The sequence below is a fragment of the Spirosoma horti genome, assembly GCF_054776595.1.
Genome location: NZ_BAAHBQ010000002.1, coordinates 524,600 through 545,057, shown reverse-complemented (window position 1 = coordinate 545,057; position 20,458 = coordinate 524,600). Strand labels below are relative to the sequence as shown.

The window sequence follows — 20,458 nt, the reverse complement described above, 5'->3', positions numbered from 1 at the left end:
GGGTAGCGACTCATCTCACTGACAACCAGACTTGCAAACTCCCGTTTCAGGCTGTAGTTTTAAGACAAGTCCTAAGCCAATTTCCATGCGCCCAGTTTCGCTCCTGATCCTGCTCCTGCTAGCGGGTCTGACAGGTTGCCAGTCCGATTCACAGCCCGAGCCGGTCCAGTACAGTGTGCCAGCGGAGGTGGAACCCTTTGTCAAATCGTTTCGGGATGAAGCGAAAAAACGAAACATTCCCGTTTCGACGGATAACCTGATCGTTACCTTCGGAACGGCCGTAAGCGAAGATATTTGTGGCGAATGCCGGTTAGAAAGCGGGAAAACGCCCCGGATCACGCTCAACAGCGATGCCTTTTGCTGGCAGCAGGCGAATCAGTATGAACGGGAATGCCTGGTTTTTCATGAGCTCGGGCACTGCCTTCTGACGAGGGCGCATAAAACAGACAAATTCCCGAACGGCACTTATGTGAGTTTGATGAATCCCAATGATGTGACCCTATATGCCACCTGTCGTTACCCAATTGGGAATGACGAGTGTGACCGACGACCGCGTCGGGACTACTACCTGGACGAGCTCTTCGATGCCCGCACGCCAACACCCAGTTGGGGGAAGTAATCCATTTATTGAACCCGAAGTAACGCGACGCCAACCACGGGTCGTCCATCGGCCGTAACCCCCTGCACCACAACCCGCATGGTCCGTACAACATCCGACAGTGGAAACATCAGTTGGCTATGCCCCTGGCTATCGGTTTGCATCAGCGGTTTCCAATACAGCACATCCCGACGGTCGACAGCCCCCGATGGCGCTTCGGCAGGCTGACGGTCGGCGGTTTCATACCGGGGAACGTAAAACTCCCGCTGAACCGAAGGATAACCAATGACCTGTAAGGGTTTCATTCCCGCTTTTTCTTCTTTTTTTTCCTGATCAGGCCGGAAACGTTTGGTAAAAAACGCAATGACGCCATTCCCTCCGCGCATCCCGTAAGCGCCCGCCGTCGTTGCGTTTTTCAGAACCTCGATTCGATCAATTTCGCCGGGATTGAAGGTCAGTAAGGCCGTGCCGTCATTGTCCTGGATCGACATACCATCCACCAGAAATAACGGCTGCGGGCTGCTAACGAAGCTTCCCACACCCCGAATTATGACCTGATACCCACCATTGATAGTTTGACTCACCGAAACACCCGCTACCTTACCCCGAATCATCTCATACAGGTTTGCAAATCGGGGTGATTTTTCATCGAACACGAGCGTGGCATCGGCTTCGCCATGCAGGCTCATCCGCCCCACATAGTCCGGGCGCTCATTCGGCTTTCTCGCCCGAACAGTCACCTCTTTCAATACTTTAACGGTTTTGTCGCGGTACAGATCTGCATCACTTTCCTGACGGGTTCGGGCCGCGTCTAATTGAGCCCGCAGGGCAACCCAGTCGGGAATTACATGAACGGTATCGGGCTCCCAGAACGTGTCTGGCCCTTCCAGCACCAGGCGGGCCTCCTTTGCCGGTATGTCTTTTAATTGCCGATCCGTGATCTGAGTCATTAACCTAACCGTATCGGCAAAGGCAAAACCCGCCAGCCGGAACCGTCCGCGCTCATCAGCGCCGGCCGACCGGACAAATGACTGCCCGGGCACGGTAGACGCGACCATGACCTGCGCGCCGGCCATTGGTTGATTTTTCGCATTCAGCACCCGGCCCATCAACGATACTCCACCGAGCAATTCGGTATCGGGCGTACCGCTCACCCGTCGCCAGCCCTGGGTTAAGAGCAGGTCATCCAATGCCCGGCGGGTTTCCAACGAATTTGTCTGCATGTATTGGTTGGGTTGCTCTACCTGACCCCGCAACTCCCCCGTTAGCAGGAGGTGCGTGTGTACCGTAGCTGCGCCCGTGTCGGAAGGAACCTGCCCCACGTCGGTAATAGATGCCGATAGAGCCGCTACTACGGGCAGTCCGTCATCATTCAAGTTGACACTTAGAATCGCCTGTTCCCGAGGCTGGTAGTGCGATTTATTTAGGCCAAGTATTACCCGCACAGGAGGCACTCGTTCGGGAATAAATACTAAGCGTTCGGCCTGCGGACGGGCGGTGGCGTCGTAGAGTGTAAGCTGATTCAGGCCCGCTGGCAGTGCAGCCGTCGGCAGATTTACCCGTGCTACCCCATTTTCGAGCAGGATCTTTCGTTGATCGACCAGTCGCCCCTGCTGTTGAACGACGATATAGACCGAATCTTTTGCCGGTTTACTCGTACCAATAATAGCTAGTGCCAGCCGATTGGTATCACTGACCACATCGGCCGACAGCATGAGCCCTTCCTGGTCGGCCAGGGGCAATGGCACCAACTGATGAAGGTCATTATAAAGTACGTCAGCATAATACTTGCGACCCGCCACGGGCGTCATCACAAGGCTGCCTATCCCGACGGCATTGGTCGTAAATTTGGTAATTTCCAGTCCTTCGTCGTTCACGATCCTGCCCGGCATCAGGAGCCCATGTCCATCTGGCTGCGTGATTTTAACGCCCAGTCGTGCGGGTAGCCCGACCAGCCAGCGCCCGCCTTCGGGCAATATCTGTATATCCAGCGGCTTCCGGACCGTGTCGATTCGTTTACTGGCTGCGCCCTGGAGTAGGTTATAGACCGCAATCGACCGGTTAAATGCGGGTCGGTGTTGCCCATTGTCCTCATCTGTGTAGGCTCGCAGCCGATAGGTGCCCGACGCCAGCGAATCGGATAAACGAAAATTGCCGACAGCACGTCCATCCAGCACCCGGAGCCACTGGTGTTGCACAAGCTTTCCGGAAGCGGTTAGCAGATCGGCATGAATAGCGGTTTCGCCCAGTGGTCGGCGGTTAGTCGCGGCATCCAGCACATAGGCGCTGAGCCAGATCCGGTCGCCGGTTGCATAAAACGGTTTGTCGGTATGCAGAAACACAACCGGAGCCAGCGTCTTGAAACGGTCATTGAACGCCGTAGCGATTCGATTCATGCGGGCATCGGGCGGCATCAGTTTTCCCTGCGTAGCAATGGGTGCCCCTGTGGTAACAGGGTCCGCATCGGCAGGGTTTGGTGTCCAGTCGGCCGGCAACATTGTCGACAGGCGATCATCGGCCAACGAGCCCTGTATTTCGGTACCGAAGGGCATCGTAATGGTTCCGTCGACCGTCATCTCCAGTTGACCGGCGGGCAGCACGATCTGCGAATAAGCAAAACGGGCATCCAGATAAGGCGAATAGGTCGACGTAGCATTGGTGTAAAAAACCACCAGCGGGCGGCTCGAAACCAGTCGTCGTTCGGTTGGCAACCGTCCTGGCTGAATCAGTTTGCTTATGCGTAATGGGTTGAGACGGCCATTCACCGACCCATACAGGGTTGTCCGGTTTTCGTGGTTTCGGGCAATCGGCACAACCAGGTTTTCCTGATAAACCAGAAAGCCTTCTTTCTCGTAGGTACTATCGATCAGGCTGGCCATCAAATGTCGGGTCGATCCTTTATAGGCCCGCATTCGGTTGCGTCGAAAGCGGTTCGCCTGTCGTTCGTCGGTGGCTTTCAATTCCTCAAAACGGGTAGCCCCGGCATAATACACTTTCTGCGATGTTCCGTCAAAATAGAGCAGGTCGTACCAGAGCCGATAACCCAGGGCCTGATTTTCAATGACGAGTGGCTCGCTGGCCGTCGCTTTCAGATGGCTATTCTCTTCATGAAAACTCAGGGCATCGGTATTCATGATCTGGCACTGCCCACCAAAGGGCTCACCCAACAATTGCCGTTTAAACTGCTTAAGGTGCTGCTGCCACTTTTTCGGATTTCCCCGAACCGTTACAGCAGCCAGTGTCTGGTCACTTGGTTTCAATCGGAAACTAGCTCTATTATCGGGGCTGGCATCCAGCCGAAAAATGCGCCGATGCGGCTGATAACCGATGAAAGAGGCCACTACTTCAACCGTTCCGAGGGGAACCCCCGACAGGGAATAATGGCCCTGCTCGTTGGTGACGGTGCCGCGGGTTGTGCCGTTCAGGTAGACATTGGCAAACGGCATCGGCTTCCCTGTCGATGCATCGGTCACATACCCCGTAAGCGTCGTTGTGGTTTGTGCCCATAGGATCGTCGTCAGACAGGTTAGCAGACAGGCAGTCAACCAAACGATAGAGCGCTGACGATTCATAGGGACATCCGTTGACAAATCAACCGGAGAAGACGAAATCTAAGCGATTTTACTCACATTGTCAAGCACTTACCGTTTCCAGCTTTTCGGCTGAGAAAGCCACCGCCCGCTCGGCGAAAAGCAGTTTCGTAGCGGCCCAGGTCGCACGAAACAACTCGCTCTGGCGATAGGCTTCCAGCGCATCGGCCGATTCCCACAGGCTATATGTTATCCGGACGTTGGGTTGGTCAGAGTCCCGCAGGAGATCGAGTTGGTGGTTGCCAGGAAAGGTGCGGATGCGCTGCTTCGAGCGATCAAAGATGGCATGAAAGTCAGCAAGTTTATCTTCCTGAAACGTCATGCGAACAATACGAATGAGCATAATTTATAAAACTTAGTTTGTTGTTTGTGGTTCGTTGTTTGATGTTTGTAAGACGAGTTGTCTTTTCAAACGACAAACCACAAATAACAAACCCTTTTATGAATTACCGCACATTTGGCCGCACGGGCTGGAAAATCTCTGAAATAGGCTATGGCATGTGGGGCCTGGCCGGTTGGACGGGCTCCGACAAAGAGGAAGTCTTACGAGCGCTGCAACGCGCCGTTGATCTGGGCTGCAATTCTTTCGATACTGCCTGGGCCTATGCCGATGGCGTTAGCGAAGAAATCCTGAACCAGTTGCTGAAAAATAATCCCAACAAGCAATTGTATGCCGCCACCAAAATTCCGCCAAAAAACCGCCAGTGGCCGTCGAAACCGGAGTCTAAACTAGCCGATGTTTTCCCGGCTGACTACATTGTTGAATACACCGAGAAAAGCCTGAAAAACCTCGGCGTCGAAACGATCGACTTGCAGCAATTTCACGTTTGGGAAGATGCCTGGGCCGATCAGGACGACTGGAAGGAAGCCGTCACCAAACTATCCCAGCAGGGCAAGGTGCGAGCGTGGGGGCTATCGGTTAACCGTTGGGAGCCGGACAATAGCTTAAATACGATCCGGACGGGGCTCATCGACGCGGTTCAGGTCATTTATAACATTTTCGATCAGAATCCAGAAGATAACCTATTCCCCCTCTGCCGGGAACTGAATATCGGCGTCATTGCCCGCGTTCCCTTCGACGAAGGTACACTGACCGGGACGTTTACGAAAGAAACGACGTTTCCGGCCAACGACTGGCGGTCGACGTATTTCGTCCCCGAAAACCTCAACAGCAGTGTCGACCATGCCGACGCGTTACGACCCTTTATTCCGGCCGGTATGACCATGCCCGAAATGGCGCTTCGGTTTATATTGAGCAACCCGGATGTGCATACCACCATTCCGGGTATGCGCCAGATTCGCAACGTGGAGGCTAACATTGCGGCCAGTGATGGCCAAGGCTTACCATCAGCGCTTTTACAAGAACTGAAAGGCCATCGCTGGGACCGGACGCCAACTGAGTGGAGCCAATAAATTGTACCAGACAGCTTCTCGCTGTCTGTAGATTCATACAGCGAGAAGCTGTCTGGTACATAACTTATGAAAATACTACTAATTGAAGACGAGCCCGCCTTGCAAATTGCCGTTCAGCAATATCTGGAAAGCGAAGGCTATACCGTGACAACAGCGACTACATACCGGCAGGGAGCCGAAAAAGCACATGATTACGATTATGACTGCTTAGTCATCGACCTGATGTTGCCTGATGGCAATGGTCTCGACCTGGTACGTGAATTGAAAATTCACCAGTCGACGGCAGGAATTATTGTCGTAACCGCCAAAGATGCGCTCATAGACAAACTAACCGGCCTCGACGCGGGCGCTGACGATTACCTCACCAAGCCATTTCACTTGCCCGAACTCAACGCCCGATTGCGGTCGGTGTTGCGCCGTCGATTATTTGGCGGGCAGGCACAAATAAGTGCGGGAGACCTCCGGCTCTGGCCTGATCAGCAACGCGTCAGTGTGCATGATACCGATGTTAAACTAACGGGAAAAGAATATGAGCTGCTCCTTTTTCTGGTCACAAATGCGGATAGACTCCTCTCTAAATCGGCCATTGCCGAACACGTTTGGGGCGATGCAATGGACGCAGCCGACTCGCACGAATTCCTGTACACGCACGTTAAAAACCTACGCCGGAAGCTCATTCTGGCGGGCTGCCCCGATTATATTCAAACCCGTTACGGCGCAGGCTACTTATTTTCGACCCGTTTGCCATGAGCCTGCTCAGTCAGACAGCCCGCTATTTGCTGATCACCGCCTTGACCATTGCGCTGGTCGGCGCGGTCGGCTTTCATACGCTCATTCACCGGAAAATCCGGTATGAAGTAGATGAGATTCTGACAACTCAGGTAAAACAAACTGCCTTACGGCTTCAGAAACAACCCCTTGCCCAACTTACAGACTGGGATAACAACCCCCGTATTGCCCGGGTAAACTCCCCAGCAGCGCCAACGTTTACGGATATAACCGTTCTGGATTCCCTCGATAGCAACAAACCAATACCGATTCGGCAGTTGCAGGAAACCGTTTCGGCTAACGGGCAAATTTATCTGATTACGATCCAACAACCGTACTATGAATTCAGTGAATTGGCGCGTGAGCTATCGGTCGGTGTCATCATTGGCTTTCTGATTCTGGTTGTCTTGTCTGTAGTTGTTGGCCTGAGTTTATCCAGACAGTTATGGGAACCCTTCTACGCCACCATCGACCGGATCAGCAGCGTTCGGCTCGATTCGGGTGCGGAACCGGTGTTTCCGGATAACCAGATTCGGGAGTTCGGTTTACTGAATCGATCGCTGGGCGAGTTGACGCAAAAACTCCGACGCCAGTTTTCGTTACAGAAACAGTTTACCGAAAATGCGTCGCACGAGCTACAAACGCCCCTGGCGGTTGCCTCGGCGGAACTGGATTTCCTGATGCAATCGAAACACCTGACCGAAAACGATTACGCACATCTGCAGCGCGCTACGGATGCCCTCGGACGACTCAGTCACCTGAATCGGTCGCTGCTGTTGCTTACACAGGTAGAAAATAACCAGTTTGCCAACGACGAGTTCGTCAACCTCAGTGAACTGGCCAATCAATATACCGATGAATACACGCCGTTTTTTGAGCACAAACACATGGCTGTCAACCGGAAGATTGCGCCCGACGTTTCACTGAAAATGAATCGGCAATTAGTGGTTGTCCTTCTCACGAACCTCCTTAAAAATGCGGTTCGGCATGGATGTGCCCGGCATGGACATCGTACAAATGGAGAGGCAGCCAATTATATTGACATTGAGCTAACCACGCGTGCGTTGAGCATTCAGAATACGGGCGAACCGCTGCCCTTTGCGGACAACCAGTTATTCCATCGGTTCGTCAAGAACCCGGCCCGCCCTGACTCGACGGGTTTGGGCTTAGCGCTGGTCAAGCAAATCTGTGACCGCTATCATTTACCGCTAACGTACCAGTACGATGCCAACAAGGGTACGCATGAATTCAGAATAGGGCTATTGCAACAGGGGGCGTAACTGGTCGGGAAGATTCTCCGCAAATCAAGAAAGACATTCTGCAAATGGTCAAAATCACCATCGGTCGTTACGAGCGTTAGGTTGAGTAGTGACGCCGTTGCCGCAATCCACAAGTCATGTTTACCTATAGTACGGGGCGCTGTAAATGGACATGTTAAAAACTCCGGGTGATTCCGCTGGCTGTAGGCGTCGAGATCTACGTAATTTTTCAGGATCAAGTCAGTAATATCAATTACACGTGCATTATCAAGAAAAATTTCAACTCTGTTTTTTTATCATCACTCCATCGCTGTTGCAGAGCAATTGATTCTATTTCTGCAATGGACGTAAATGAGACATATACAATAACATCAGCGGGATTTATGAATTGGATTACTCGTCTACTAGACTTGTCGCGAGCTATATAAAGTAGACTATTGGTATCTAATCTCAGTAGCGCCACCCGCAGCAATAATTTCGGCGGCAGAGTAGGTATTGAACTTCTTGAATAAATGCGGACGATCTTTTATTCCTTTCGGTCTCATCAAGGTTGCTGCTTATGTTCGCTTACGAAACAACGAAAAAGCGGCAAGGTTCATACCGCTCCTTTACCCAATTGCCTTTCTTCAAATTCTCTCCATAATTCCTTCCGAAACTTGTGGGCAAATCATTCACTAATGAAAAATCTCTTTTTTATTGGCTTGCTCCTGCTGGGAATTACCACTGCATTCGGTCAGGCCAGACGTATCGTTCGGGTGGAGGACAGCATCAGCCACGAGCCTATCATTGCGGCCACCGTACGTACAGCAGTTAAACCGATTGTGGGTGCCGTTACCAACGCGGCTGGCATAGCTATCATTGCCAACCTGCCCGCTACGATCAACACCCTGACGGTTAGCGCCGTTGGTTACGAGACGCAATCATTTCCCCTATCGACAACAGCCGATACGCTCGTTTTTCGGCTCCACAGCCAGGATGCCTCCCTCGACGAAGTGACCGTAACGGCCACCCGAACCAACTCCCGAATCGAGGATTTGCCCATTAAAGTAGAAGTACTGGGGCAGGAAGATATGGACGAAGAAAGTGCGGTTGTTCCGGGCAACGTAAGCAGCATTCTGGGCGATATTTCGATCATTCATATCCAGCGCACATCGGCCGTAAACGGCAATCAGGCCATCCGAATGCAGGGCCTTGATCCGAAGTACACGCAAATTCTGCGCGACGGCCTGCCGCTCTACGAAGGCTTCTCCGGCAATTTAGGGGTATTACAGATTCCACCCCTGGATTTGAAACAGGTGGAAATCGTAAAAGGCTCAGTATCGACCCTCTACGGTGGGGGCGCAATTGGCGGCATGATCAACATTGTGTCCAAATCGCCCACCTCCGAAAAACCCACCTTCACCGCCCTGATCAACCATTCGGGGCTGCAGGAGAACAACCTGAATGCCTATTATTCGCAACGCTATGGAAAAACAGGCCTGACCCTGTTCTCGGGGTATACAGACCAGGCCGCCGTCGATGTCACCAGCGACGGTTATACCGATAGCCCGCAGATCAAGCAGTTTAACTTTCACCCGAAGTTTTTCTATAATCCATCCGATCAGACGCGGGTAAACATCGGGTATTCGTTCACGGGCGAACATCGGGAAGGTGGATATCTGGCGGCACTGGAAGGCACGCTGCCCAACGCGTATCGGAACATCACCGACTTACAACGGCATACCGTTGATTTCGACGCGACACATAACACCTCGCCAGCCAACGCGCTGACTCTGAAAGGTGCCGTGAGTACGTTTCACCGGAAGAACACCGACTACCAGAAACTATCCGATGGACGGCAATCGTCAATTTATCTGGAAGGAAATGACCTTATCCGGTTTGGGAAACACCAACTCATTGCCGGAGCCAACCTGACGGTTGAGGCCTTTCACAAAAACCCCGACAGCACCCGGCTGGTCGACTACACCTACCAGACCATCGGTGGGTTCGTGCAGGACGACTGGCAGGTGGGTGATAAAGTAGCCTTACAGACCGGTCTTCGGTTCGATCATCACAATACGTTTGGCAACTTCCTGCTGCCCCGCTTATCCATCAAGCTGAAACCAGCTGATCCGTGGACGGTGCGGCTGAGTGTTGGAACGGGTTACAAAACCCCGAACCTGTTTGTGAATCAGACACCCGGTGCCTTAAATGTCAGTTTGATTTTCCCGCGCCTGCTGCCTATTGACGTTTCCACGGTAAAAGCCGAAAAATCGGTGGGAGCCAATATGGACATTGCTTACTCAAAAACGTTCGAAAGTGGCGTATCGCTGCAAGTCGATCAGGCTTTTTATTACACCTATGTCAACTCGCCGGTGGTGTCGGCCTTTGCCAGCACATCGAGTAACCTGGGGCCCTATACGCAGCTGATCAACGCGCCTTATAATCTGTTCAGTGTCGGGACGGATACCTATGTCCGGCTTGAATACAAGGACTACGAACTCTATTTAGGCTATAACCACACCCTCGCCCGGCGCGACGGCCCATCCAGTCCGGGCCAATCCAGTCCGGGCCCATCCGATAACAGTTACCTCCCGTTGGCTCCACAAGACAAATTTTCGACTACTCTGGCCTGGGAGAATGAGCACTTCCGGTTTGGTATCGAGACGGCCTATGTTGGTTCTCAATACCTATACAACAACCAGAAAGTAGCGAACTACTGGTTCTTCGCCGGGGCAGCCGAGTACCATTACAACGACCACTGGCGGCTGGTACTGAATGCCGAAAACCTCTTTAACGTTAAACAGGCCAATTTCGAAACGGTTGTCAGCGGCCCTATCACTCAGCCCACCTTCCGCCCGATCTGGGCACCGCTGGAAGGCCGGATTGTTAATCTGGCGTTGAAATACACGTTATGATGTAGGACAATGTAAGCCATATGATCTTAGTCAACTGTCAATACCGAATGCACGGCCAGTTCGGGTACGATTACCGTAGCGATACCATTCGCGTAGCGAACGGGCAGCGACTTGTTTTCGGGCTGCTGAATGATGCGGGTAGGTTTCCTGTTGGTGCGGAGCCGAACGGTCAGGTTCGTCAGGGATGGCACTTCATCGTAGGTAAACACCTGCGGGTCGGCGTGGCGACCGCCGGTGTTGATCAGATTCACGGTCAGTTGGTTGCCTTTCCGGTTCAGGACAACATGGACCAAGTGCGAACCACGCACGTCCACCACTAGCTTGGGCAGCAATGGGCGAGCCAGTGACGCAATGAAATCACGAAGTTTGGCCGATTGGTGCTTTTTGTAGTCCTGGCTCAGATCGGCATAGACCGCCGTCAGTTTCCCCCGACCAAACATCGTTTCCGTAGCGATCACACCGGGTGCCGGATCACCAGGTTCTGATTTAAGAAACTGCCCAAGAGACTTTGTTTCAGCCCCTACGATGCGTACGGGCTGAAACGGCCCCGTTAACACGACGGATGCGCCTTGATGAAAGACCACTTTCGGACTGGCTGCCTGTTCATGGATGGCCTCAACGCCCAGTTCAGTCGTAAACGAACGCGTTGTTTGGGCACCGATCAGTAGCAAATGGCCACCCTGCCGGGCATAGTCGAGTAGTTCACGGCGGAACGCGGGATCAAGGGAGTCCTGCTGCGATACGACAATGACCGGATACTGACTCATTCGTCCCTGCAGGTGTTGCTCGGCTAGTACTTCGACGGGCAATTGGGCATCCAGAAGCGCCGTCAGCACGCCACTAATCCGTTGCGTCTGGCCATTGCCAAAGAGGGACTCATTGAAGGCGCTTACCGTCGTATTGGCATATAAAACGGCAATCTGCGGAACAGCAATGCCACCAGCGCAAAACGGTTGCCGGGCTCTGACAAAGCGACTCAGTGCCGCCATAGCAGGTAACTCCCGCAACGCAATGGCGGCATCCCGACGTTGCTGATAATAGGCCTGAAAGCCGCCCCCGAGCGAAATGATTTCGGCCGCTTCCTGCATCAGGTGAACAGCCGATTTCTGATCGCCCTGCCGTTGCACGGGGTTGAATTCATACCAGAAACTCCACGACATCAAATCCCAGGGCTTCCGGTAAAGCCGACCCTGGGCGGCCATAATCCGTCCTTCCAGAGCCGCTGAGTTTACGCTGTTGCTCGGCGTCAGGTCTCCCGACAGAAAATCGACGTTTGTCTGGATGGGCTGGGGCATCATGGACGAATACGCCCAGTTGGATGCTATTCGAAACGTTGGCCGATGGCGGTGTACGGCATCGACATAATGGCCCATGTATTGAATAAATGACCGACGGGCAAAGTCTTTAAAGGCTCCATACGTAGCGTCCTTGTCCGTAGTCGGCACTGCCTGAATACTAGTCTGGGCCCGGAATTTTGCCAGGGCAGTGGGTGAGTAATCGAGCACCGTTGCCCAGCACTCTCCATCGACCCATACGCCGTCGGCCCCCGAATCAGCTAACTCATTGAGTTGCGGAATCAGCAGCGAATCGACGTAAGGGCCATGTACGGACGTTTTTAAGGGGTTGATGGTGCCATCGGCTTTTTGTGCCGCCCAGCCAGGGTGTTTGGCCAGAGCCGATTCATCGTATACACCCGAATAATGCAGGTACAGGTCGACGCCATGTTTACGCGTAACGGCCCGGTAAAACGCCAGTGGGTCCTTGACGATGTGGGGGGCCACCGTTGCCGTAGCTACTTTCGACGGATAGCTCGACACACCCGGATGCCCTTTACAATCGACCTGGATAAAATCGGGTTTGACCGCTGTCAACAGTGAATCAAGCGTCCGTTCGGATAAGTTTCGCCCGATCAGCGAATCGCTGGCAACGGCATGAAAATCAAAATGAAGGCCGAAATACCGCTTTGAGGAAGATGGACTTACCGACGATTGGGCAAGTACCTGAAAACTGGAGAGGAAGATAAGTAGTACGGGCAGTGCCTTCATTTCCGGTCGATTTGTTGCAATCACAGGAAGGAGAATAGAGCCAAAGATTACTGTTTAGCCTTTTGGGAACGCGCACGAAACGTAAGATAAAATTATCTTGAGATGATTTTATCTTACTCTATCTCTCTGTCCGTGAGGATAGGAGCATGAAATTAGTGATGTAGGGTATATTCTATAGCATACACCCTACATCCTCTATCAATCAATATTCCTGACTCAACGGGTGCACCATAAACTCGTCGATCACAACATGGGCGGGGCGGCTGATAATAAACAGCATCGACTCGGCCATATCTTCGCTTTTAAGCCAGTTTTGGGAGGTTTCGTGGCCGTGTCCTTTCTCGTGGAAATGGGAATCGACCAGACCTGAATACACACCCGTCACTTTAATACCGAATGGCCGAACTTCCTTGCGCAAAGCACCCGTAAACGCTTCCTGTGCGTATTTACTGGCCGTGTACAATGACCCACCGGCAAAGGTGCGTTTGGCAACGTCGGAGGCTACCACAACAACATGCCCGGAGCCCTGTGCTTTGAGTGTGGGCAAGGCAGCTTTGGTCAGCACAAACGTCCCTTTTACGTTGGTCGCCATCAGCGCATCCCATTCCTCGACCGTAATTTCGTCTACATTTTTAAATACGCCGTAGCCTGCGTTGTTGATCACCACGTCGATGCGGCTGAACTGATCGAGAGCGGTTTGTACAACAGCCGCCATGTCCGATTCGCTGGCAACATCGCCCGCGACAGCAACGATTTTGCCCCGAACGTGGCCTTCCGTTGCTTCTTTTTCGAGCTGGTTCAGGTCGTCGGCGCTACGGGCCGTAACGATTACGTTGGCACCATGTTGCGCTAACAGCAAGGCCGTTGCCCGACCAATTCCCCGCGACGCGCCCGAAATGATAATGGTTTTGTTTTCTACGTTCATAGGATTGATTTTCTACCCGCAAAGGTCGCAAAGGTTCGCGCAAAGTTCGCAAAGAAGTTTTCCCGGCAGGATCGCCTGCAACGCCACGATGAACGAGTGTATAAAACTCAGTCCGCTCAAGCTCAAAGTAATACTCCTCCAGACTAACAACGGTAGCTATGTCTGGGCCAAGCTCAGGCTTGGCCCAGACATAATCTATCCAAGCATTCAAATTAGAAAAAATAGCCCAGCGACCGCTAAAAACTGTTCGTTTCTGCCCAGACTGTACTGAAAGTCAGAGCCGTTTAATCAAAGTAAAAATTTTTTAGACGAGTCTAAAACCTTTCGAATCATCAATTCGTATATTTGACGGTATAATGTTTGCCACTCTGTCAACTGAGCGTGTATTGAATGATTGATTGGCTCCATATGAATCGGTTGCGCGTAGCCCGCTTGCTGCTTGGCCTGTTTCTGGCGATGTGGCTCAATGGGGTGGTGTTTCGTCACGCGCACCGGTTGTCAGATGGCCGATTGATTGTTCACGCTCACCCCTACTGGCCTTTCGGAAAGAGCCCGATCTTACCCAATACGCATACCGCTCAGGAAATCCTGCTGCTCGATCTGGCCGCGCATCTGCCTGTCGTTGTCAGTAGTTTCTTTGCCTTTCTCTTTTTCCTCAGAACGCATTTGCGGCCGGTTTTTCTGTTCACCAGCCAGCTATTTCAGTCTTATTCTCCGTTCTGCTGCTTCTCTCATCGGGGTCCGCCTGTCGTTTGCTAATTTCCTGATTTTGCACGCACTGGTTTGTAAACCAGTGGTTTCTGCTGCACGCTGTTGAAATAGTCCATCAAACGATACCCCCTGAATGAAATTATTTTTCCTGTTGATTAGTCTCGGACTAACCGAGGGCTTTGTCTATGCACAGCCTAGTCCAACTCGTACCATTCGTGGATCGGTCACCGATGCCGATACGCGCAAACCCATCCCATTCGGCAATGTAAGCCTGAGCGGACAAAATAAAGGGGCACTTACCGACGCCCGCGGGCAATTTTCGCTGTCGATGAAAGCCGATTCGCTCCCCCACTCGCTTATTATTTCCTGCATCGGCTATAAATCAGACACGGTAGCGATTGGACCCAGAAACGACGTATATACAGCAACGCTATTGCCCATTGTAAATGCCTTAAATGAGGTCGTTGTCACGGGGGTTACGCGGGGAACCCTGCTTCGGCAAAATCCGGTTGCCATTCTGGCCATTTCGCACAAGTCCATCGAGACAACGGCCAGCAGCAACATTATCGATGTGCTGGTCAAAAACGCGCCCGGTTTGAATGCCGTAAAAACCGGGCCTAACATCTCAAAGCCGTTTATTCGAGGCCTGGGCTACAATCGGGTGCTTACGCTCTACGACGGCGTTCGGCAGGAAGGTCAGCAATGGGGTGACGAGCACGGCGTGGAGGTCGACAATTACAACATCGACCGGGCCGAAGTGATCAAAGGCCCTGCCAGTTTGATGTACGGTTCCGACGCGCTGGCGGGTGTCGTCAGTATGCTGCCCATGTATCCAAAAGATACCGAAGGTAAAATCAAAGTGGGACTGGTTACGGAGTACCAGTCGAATAACCGGCTATTGGGCGAGTCGATCAGCCTGGCATCGGGCGGATCGCGTTGGGCCTGGAACATGCGCGGATCGATTCGGGCGGCCACCAACTATAAGAACAACATTGACGGGCTGGTGTATAACACGGGCTTCTCGGAACGAACGTTAACGACCATGCTTGGGTACTCAGGACACAAGGGCTACTCGCGGTTTGGGGCTTCGCTGTACGACAATTTACAGGGCATTCCCGACGGTAGCCGGGATTCGCTTACACGGCAGTTTACGCGGCAGGTAGCCGAATCCGACCTGGACGATATAAAGCACCGCCCCATTGTTCCGGCCAGTGAGTTATCCTCGTATCACCTAAGTCCGCTGCACCAACGGATTCAGCACTACCGGCTACATACCAACAACCATTATCAGATCGGCAATGGCGAAATCGACGTTTTACTGGCTTTCCAGCAAAACATTCGTCGGGAATATAACCACCCCACGCAGCCCGATCAGGCCGGTCTGTTTGTGCGGCTCAACACGTTCAATTACGGCCTGCGATACAACCTGCCTAATCTGGGCCGGCTAGCCTCCACCATTGGCGTCAATGGCATGGCACAGTCGAATAAAAACAAGAACGGAACGGCGTTTCCTATTCCTGACTACCGGCTGTTTGATGTAGGCACCTTCGTCTTCCTCAAATACCAGGCCGAAAAAATGACCCTGAGTGGCGGCCTGCGCTACGACAAGCGTCAGTTGCGGGGGGATGACTTTTACGTTCGCACCGATCCTAAAACGGGTTTCGACCAACACGCGACCCTGCCCGACACAGCCGGTGCCACCCTGCAGTTCCCCCGGCTCAACCAATCGTTTACTGGCATTTCGGCCAGTGTTGGCGTGACGTATGAATTCTCCGAAAAGCTGGCTCTAAAAGCAAACATTGCCCGGGGTTATCGGGCACCCAGCATCACCGAAATCGCGTCGAATGGCCTCGATCCCGGCGCACACATTGTGTACATCGGCAACCGGAACTTCAAGCCCGAATTCAGTTTGCAGGAAGATATCGGCCTGACCGCCACCTTCCCCGATGTCAACATTGGCGTCAGCGTCTTTAACAACTTCATTGAGAATTACATTTCGCTTACCCAGTTAGTCGATGATCAGGGCGAGCCGGTGGTGATTGTGCCGGGCAACAAAACCTATCAGTATCAGCAATCATCAGCGCAGCTATATGGCTTTGAAACGCAGTTCAGCTTGCACCCAACTGCCTGGCGCGGGTTCAGCTTCGATAACAGCGTCGTCGTCGTTTATGGCTACAACCGGGGTGTACGCTATACGGATGCGGGCACCAATGGCGAGTATTTGCCGTTTATTCCGCCCCTACGGGTGGCAACGGGCGTCAGTCAGAACTTTCCGATGAAACGGCAATGGCTTTCGGACGTAACGATCAAAGCCGATGTCGATTACAATGCCCGGCAGGATCGGTACCTGGGCTTAAATGATACAGAAACGGCGACCCCGGGCTATACGCTCGTTAATGCGGGTATCGACGGGCTTATTCACGTTGGAAAAGACAAGCCCGGTCTTCGGCTTCTGTTCCAAGTCAACAATATTTTCGATATAGCCTATCAGTCGAACCTGAGCCGGTTGAAGTATTTCGAGTACTTCACGCAGTCGCCAAACGGGCGTCTGGGCATGTTTGGAATGGGCCGGAATATATGCCTGAAGCTGACCATTCCATTTAATTGACCGTGTACCAAACAGCTTCTGGCTGTTTAGTACACCCTGTCATTTCTTGAAATGCCGGATCATCTGGCCAAAATTGAGCCCCATAGCCAAACCCATAACGGCTTGAGTTAGCCGTTTGGTTTTAGTTTCGGTTGTTTTAGCGTCGTCAATCCAGTTGCTGAAATAGGTTTGATGCCCGCGGCTCAAGGTCTGGAAATGGGCTTGTGCCGCCGGATCATCGTCTAGGCAGGCCAGCAGATCGGCGGAAATCGGCATGGGCGAATCATCAACTTCCAGGTCAACCCGAACGGTGGCACCGGCTTCTTTTCGAATACCTCGACGCATGGTCGCGTTGATGGGCATAATAAACCCGCCTTCCACATCACCAGACCGGCCCATAGGTAGCAGAGCGACTAAGCTGATCGGGTAATTGTCCAGCGTTCCTTTCACACGGAACGATGTTTTCTGGCCGGGTTTGATGGCTTCGGTTATATCGAGCGGAATGTCGATGTACGTCCAGCCGGTTTTTTCACCTTTCGCGTCGAACTTTTGAAGGATGGTGGTAAACGTGGGCATGGGCTTATGCGGTTGCTTGATATCGGGCCAGTGTTGCTTCCAGCGATGCCTTTATTTCCTGTACCAGACTGGCCGGTTCCAGCACCGTCAGGTGCTCACCATAACTCCGCAGGTGCATGAGCAGGTCGCGGTTGGGCGCCAGACGTAAGCGCACAATGCATTCCGTGTCGGTGTCGCTCAATACTTCCTGGGTCTGGTGAATTGGCTTGGCTTTTACATAGCGCCCAAAGAGTGGACTGAACGAAAGAATGATATTTTCGACGGGTCCGTGACTATCGGTAATCCCGTAAATGTGTTCGAAAAGGTCGCTTACATTGGCCAGAATGGCAGGCGGAACATCGCAGGGATCGTCCAGCAGTTCGAGTTCGCTCATGCGGTCGAGGGCAAACGTTTTCTCGCCCCCACTCACCGCATCGTATCCGATGACGTACCAGCTATCGGCAACTTCCCGCAACAGAATTGGATGTAGAATGCGCAATTTGGGGCGATCCAGTAGCGAGACAACCGGATTGACGACCTTCCCCTTACGCGCACCTTTGCCAGTCACGACAGGGCTAACCTCTTCGTACTTCAAATACCGAAACGCCACCTGCCGACTCTGGTTGACGGCCCGGATGAGCATTGGCACAAACTGACGATTGCCGCCCAGAATTTTCTCTTCCACATACACGATCCGGCGCGATGTAGACGGAGCCGTTCTATCGTCGCTTTTCACTTCCCGAATGATGTCCAAACTCTGTCGTACTTTCTGCAGGGCATTTGTCAATTCATCGGCCACGGTAGCTCCCTGGGTAGCCGCCAGCACCTCGCGGGCGTAATCGAGCGCTTCCATGTCCTCAGGTGCCAGCATCAGGTTCAGCAACCGAAACTGCGGATTGCTGTAATAATAGCCATTGGCCCGTTTGTCATACTCGATGGGTGCGTCATGGTCTTCACGCATCCGTTGAATGTCTTTTTCGAGCGACGAAATGGACCGAATGCCGCATTTGTCCTGGCACAGCTCGAATAGCTTCTGTTTGGAATAACGGCGCGGGTACCGACTGATGATCTCGTCGATGAGCCGGTATCGCTGGAAAGCGGAACGGGTTATGGGCATGGTGAGGAATGATGAATTATAACTGATGAATGAACGATCCGTCCAGGTCTATGCAAAGTAGACGAAAGTTTTTTCAAATAAAAAGAAGGCCGTAAATAGATTACGTTTTGGGGGATATACTTTTGAACCGGACATTACATAGACTATCTCATGACTCATACACAGCGTCCGTACTCAAACACCCCGGCTTATACGCCCCGCCCGTCGCTTTCGACCCGGCAATTAGTTGACCTCGAACTGGGACTGTTTCTGCTTCAGCAGCTACACCCCAGCGCACCTCCAACGGCCTTACCGGCCCTGCTCCGGCCCGATGACGCCCGTTGGCTCAGCCTCTCGACAAAACAAAAAAAATACCTGAACCGAGGACGTCTTTTGCTGGCTCACTTCGCCAATAGCTTCCATTGGCAGGCTTTACTGGACGCCTACGCGGCTGCACCTTCGCACCGGCTAGCCTATGACCTAAGCCGCGATTGCAGCCATTTTTCCGAGAAAACCGTTGGTTTCTCCCGTAATCGGCTGGGTGTATTACGCAAAATGCTGGCGTAGTACGCCTAAATACCTTACCCTCGCCACAACCAATCAGCTCTCTGGCCGACCGTTGTGGCGGGGTGAACTCGCTCACGCTTCCTTCACACACGTACAATCCATATGCTTAATCAGTTGCTACAACGGGTATGGGGCCAGTCTGCACCGGCCGCCCTTCTTCAGGCAAATCGATCGATTAACTCCGTACTGTCTACGTCCGATATAAACCTGCCTGCGCCACCGATCCGGCACTTACGGACAGTGAAACTTATGATGGTGACGGCCGAAAACAACAACAAATTCTACGAAATGCGGGAGAAAGAAAACGGCACATTCGTGGCCCATTATGGCCGTGTGGGTGGTTTTCGGAGTAAATCCATTCACCCCATGGCGCAGTGGGAACGCAAAATTCGGGAGAAGAAAGCAAAAGGCTACACCGATCAGACGTACCTGTTTGCCGAGGCAAGCCCCGAAATTGACGCCAGTACGATCACTAACCCGCAGGTACGGGGATTGATGTCGAGGCTGTTGGAACTGGCAAACCAGTCCATTTTTCAGAACTATGTCGTTACGGCACAACAGGTGACGGGCAAGCAAGTCGAAGCCGCCCAACGCCTGCTCGATGAATTGGCGACTCAGTTGGGCGTCGACATGGATACAGTTGCTTACAACGCCAAGTTACTGGATCTGTTTAAGGTAATCCCGCGCCGGATGAGCCAGGTACAAGAGCACCTGGCCAGCCAGTCGCCCCAGTCGGTCGCTGCGTTACAACCCCTGCGCGACGCCCTTGCCGACGAACAGGAAACCCTCGACGTAATGCGGGGTCAGGTTGAACTGGCCCCGGCTGCCAATAGCGCAGACCAGCCTTCGCTGACCCTGCTGGAGAGCATGAACCTGACGGTTGAACCCGTAACAGACAGCCACATACTCACGCTTATCAAAAAAATGATGGGTGCCGACGCCAGCAAGTTCGATGCGGCCTTTAGCGTTCGGCATGCGGCTACAGATGCAGCTTTCGAACACTATGTTCGTCAGCAGAAGAACCGCAAAACACTGCCTCTCTGGCACGGCAGCCGAAGCGAAAACTGGCTCTCGATTCTGAAGACCGGCTTGATGCTTCGTCCGGCCAATGCCATCATTACGGGCAAGATGTTTGGCTATGGCATCTACTTCGCCGATCAGTTCAGCAAGTCGCTCAACTACACCTCGCTCAATGGCTCTGTCTGGGCAAACGGCCGGCAAAACGAAGCCTATCTGGCTATTTATGAGGTACATGTTGGTGAGCAACTGGCACTGACTCAACACGAGCCCCAGCACATGACACTGGATGCCGACGCGCTGAAACGCCTGGACGCGCGCTACGATTCCGTGTTTGCGCGGCAGGGCGTCAGCCTGCAAAAGAACGAATTCATTGTTTACAACCCAGCGCAATGTACTGTTCGATACATTGTCAAAATCAAGGCATAAG

The 20,458-nt window shown here is 52.8% G+C and carries 16 protein-coding genes; 9 read left to right on the top strand and 7 right to left on the bottom strand.

Features of this window, described 5'->3' with window-relative positions:
* Window positions 1–85 precede the first annotated feature (85 nt).
* Complete coding sequence (locus tag ACYVAM_RS06200) at window positions 86–619, top strand: hypothetical protein (protein ID WP_461065007.1); 534 nt, start codon at window positions 86–88, stop codon at window positions 617–619.
* Window positions 620–624: 5 nt separating this feature from the next.
* On the opposite strand, the gene ACYVAM_RS06195 is transcribed toward ACYVAM_RS06200, so the two are convergent.
* Both ACYVAM_RS06195 and ACYVAM_RS06190 read right to left on the bottom strand, forming a co-directional pair.
* Window positions 625–4,170 (bottom strand): carboxypeptidase regulatory-like domain-containing protein, encoded by a 3,546-nt coding sequence (locus tag ACYVAM_RS06195; protein WP_461065005.1) that lies wholly within the window; start codon window positions 4,168–4,170, stop codon window positions 625–627.
* A gap of 61 nt (window positions 4,171–4,231) precedes the next feature.
* The gene (locus ACYVAM_RS06190; RefSeq protein WP_461065003.1) at window positions 4,232–4,531 is read right to left on the bottom strand and encodes a putative quinol monooxygenase; all 300 of its coding nucleotides are present in this window, start codon (window positions 4,529–4,531) and stop codon (window positions 4,232–4,234) included.
* A 98-nt stretch (window positions 4,532–4,629) separates the two neighbouring features.
* On the opposite strand from ACYVAM_RS06190, the gene ACYVAM_RS06185 reads away from it, so the two are divergent.
* The 3 genes from ACYVAM_RS06185 to ACYVAM_RS06175 all read left to right on the top strand — a co-directional run bounded on the left by ACYVAM_RS06185 (window position 4,630) and on the right by ACYVAM_RS06175 (window position 7,649).
* A complete protein-coding gene (locus ACYVAM_RS06185) occupies window positions 4,630–5,601 on the top strand; it encodes an aldo/keto reductase (RefSeq protein WP_461065001.1) in 972 nt (323 codons plus the stop codon).
* A gap of 66 nt (window positions 5,602–5,667) precedes the next feature.
* On the top strand, window positions 5,668–6,351 hold the full coding sequence (locus tag ACYVAM_RS06180) for a response regulator transcription factor (RefSeq protein WP_461064999.1): 684 nt from the start codon (window positions 5,668–5,670) through the stop codon (window positions 6,349–6,351).
* Window positions 6,348–7,649 (top strand): sensor histidine kinase, encoded by a 1,302-nt coding sequence (locus ACYVAM_RS06175; RefSeq protein ID WP_461064997.1) that lies wholly within the window; start codon window positions 6,348–6,350, stop codon window positions 7,647–7,649. The genes ACYVAM_RS06180 and ACYVAM_RS06175 overlap by 4 nt, the downstream gene beginning before the upstream one ends.
* On the opposite strand, the gene ACYVAM_RS06170 is transcribed toward ACYVAM_RS06175, so the two are convergent.
* Window positions 7,568–7,906, bottom strand: coding sequence for a type II toxin-antitoxin system VapC family toxin (locus ACYVAM_RS06170; RefSeq protein WP_461065679.1), 339 nt, complete (start codon window positions 7,904–7,906; stop codon window positions 7,568–7,570). The genes ACYVAM_RS06175 and ACYVAM_RS06170 overlap by 82 nt on opposite strands.
* A gap of 399 nt (window positions 7,907–8,305) precedes the next feature.
* Here ACYVAM_RS06170 and ACYVAM_RS06165 point away from each other — a divergent pair, with 399 nt between their 5' ends.
* The gene (locus ACYVAM_RS06165; protein ID WP_461064995.1) at window positions 8,306–10,525 is read left to right on the top strand and encodes a TonB-dependent receptor; all 2,220 of its coding nucleotides are present in this window, start codon (window positions 8,306–8,308) and stop codon (window positions 10,523–10,525) included.
* A gap of 26 nt (window positions 10,526–10,551) precedes the next feature.
* Here the strand turns inward: ACYVAM_RS06165 and ACYVAM_RS06160 are convergent, their stop codons facing one another.
* Together ACYVAM_RS06160 and ACYVAM_RS06155 are read right to left on the bottom strand one after the other, a co-directional pair.
* Window positions 10,552–12,594: a hypothetical protein gene (locus tag ACYVAM_RS06160; RefSeq protein ID WP_461064993.1), complete on the bottom strand. Its 2,043-nt coding sequence runs from the start codon at window positions 12,592–12,594 to the stop codon at window positions 10,552–10,554.
* A gap of 178 nt (window positions 12,595–12,772) precedes the next feature.
* Window positions 12,773–13,495 carry an SDR family oxidoreductase gene (locus ACYVAM_RS06155; RefSeq protein WP_461064991.1) on the bottom strand — a complete coding sequence of 241 codons (723 nt, stop codon included), beginning with the start codon at window positions 13,493–13,495 and terminating at the stop codon, window positions 12,773–12,775.
* Window positions 13,496–13,885: 390 nt separating this feature from the next.
* On the opposite strand from ACYVAM_RS06155, the gene ACYVAM_RS06150 reads away from it, so the two are divergent.
* Together ACYVAM_RS06150 and ACYVAM_RS06145 are read left to right on the top strand one after the other, a co-directional pair.
* Entirely contained in the window at window positions 13,886–14,254 is a 369-nt protein-coding gene (locus tag ACYVAM_RS06150; protein WP_461064989.1) for a hypothetical protein, read from the top strand.
* A gap of 85 nt (window positions 14,255–14,339) precedes the next feature.
* Window positions 14,340–16,814, top strand: a complete 2,475-nt coding sequence (locus tag ACYVAM_RS06145; RefSeq protein ID WP_461064987.1) for a TonB-dependent receptor — start codon at window positions 14,340–14,342, stop codon at window positions 16,812–16,814.
* Between the two features lie 39 nt (window positions 16,815–16,853).
* Here the strand turns inward: ACYVAM_RS06145 and ACYVAM_RS06140 are convergent, their stop codons facing one another.
* Window positions 16,854–17,369, bottom strand: coding sequence for a DUF1905 domain-containing protein (locus ACYVAM_RS06140; protein WP_461064985.1), 516 nt, complete (start codon window positions 17,367–17,369; stop codon window positions 16,854–16,856).
* 4 nt (window positions 17,370–17,373) lie between these two features.
* The gene (locus ACYVAM_RS06135) at window positions 17,374–18,465 is read right to left on the bottom strand and encodes a helix-turn-helix transcriptional regulator (RefSeq protein WP_461064983.1); all 1,092 of its coding nucleotides are present in this window, start codon (window positions 18,463–18,465) and stop codon (window positions 17,374–17,376) included.
* Window positions 18,466–18,615: 150 nt separating this feature from the next.
* Here ACYVAM_RS06135 and ACYVAM_RS06130 point away from each other — a divergent pair, with 150 nt between their 5' ends.
* Both ACYVAM_RS06130 and ACYVAM_RS06125 read left to right on the top strand, forming a co-directional pair.
* Window positions 18,616–19,011, top strand: coding sequence for a pPIWI_RE_Z domain-containing protein (locus ACYVAM_RS06130; protein ID WP_461064981.1), 396 nt, complete (start codon window positions 18,616–18,618; stop codon window positions 19,009–19,011).
* A 102-nt stretch (window positions 19,012–19,113) separates the two neighbouring features.
* A complete protein-coding gene (locus ACYVAM_RS06125; protein WP_461064979.1) occupies window positions 19,114–20,457 on the top strand; it encodes an ADP-ribose polymerase in 1,344 nt (447 codons plus the stop codon).
* Window position 20,458: the final 1 nt, after the last annotated feature.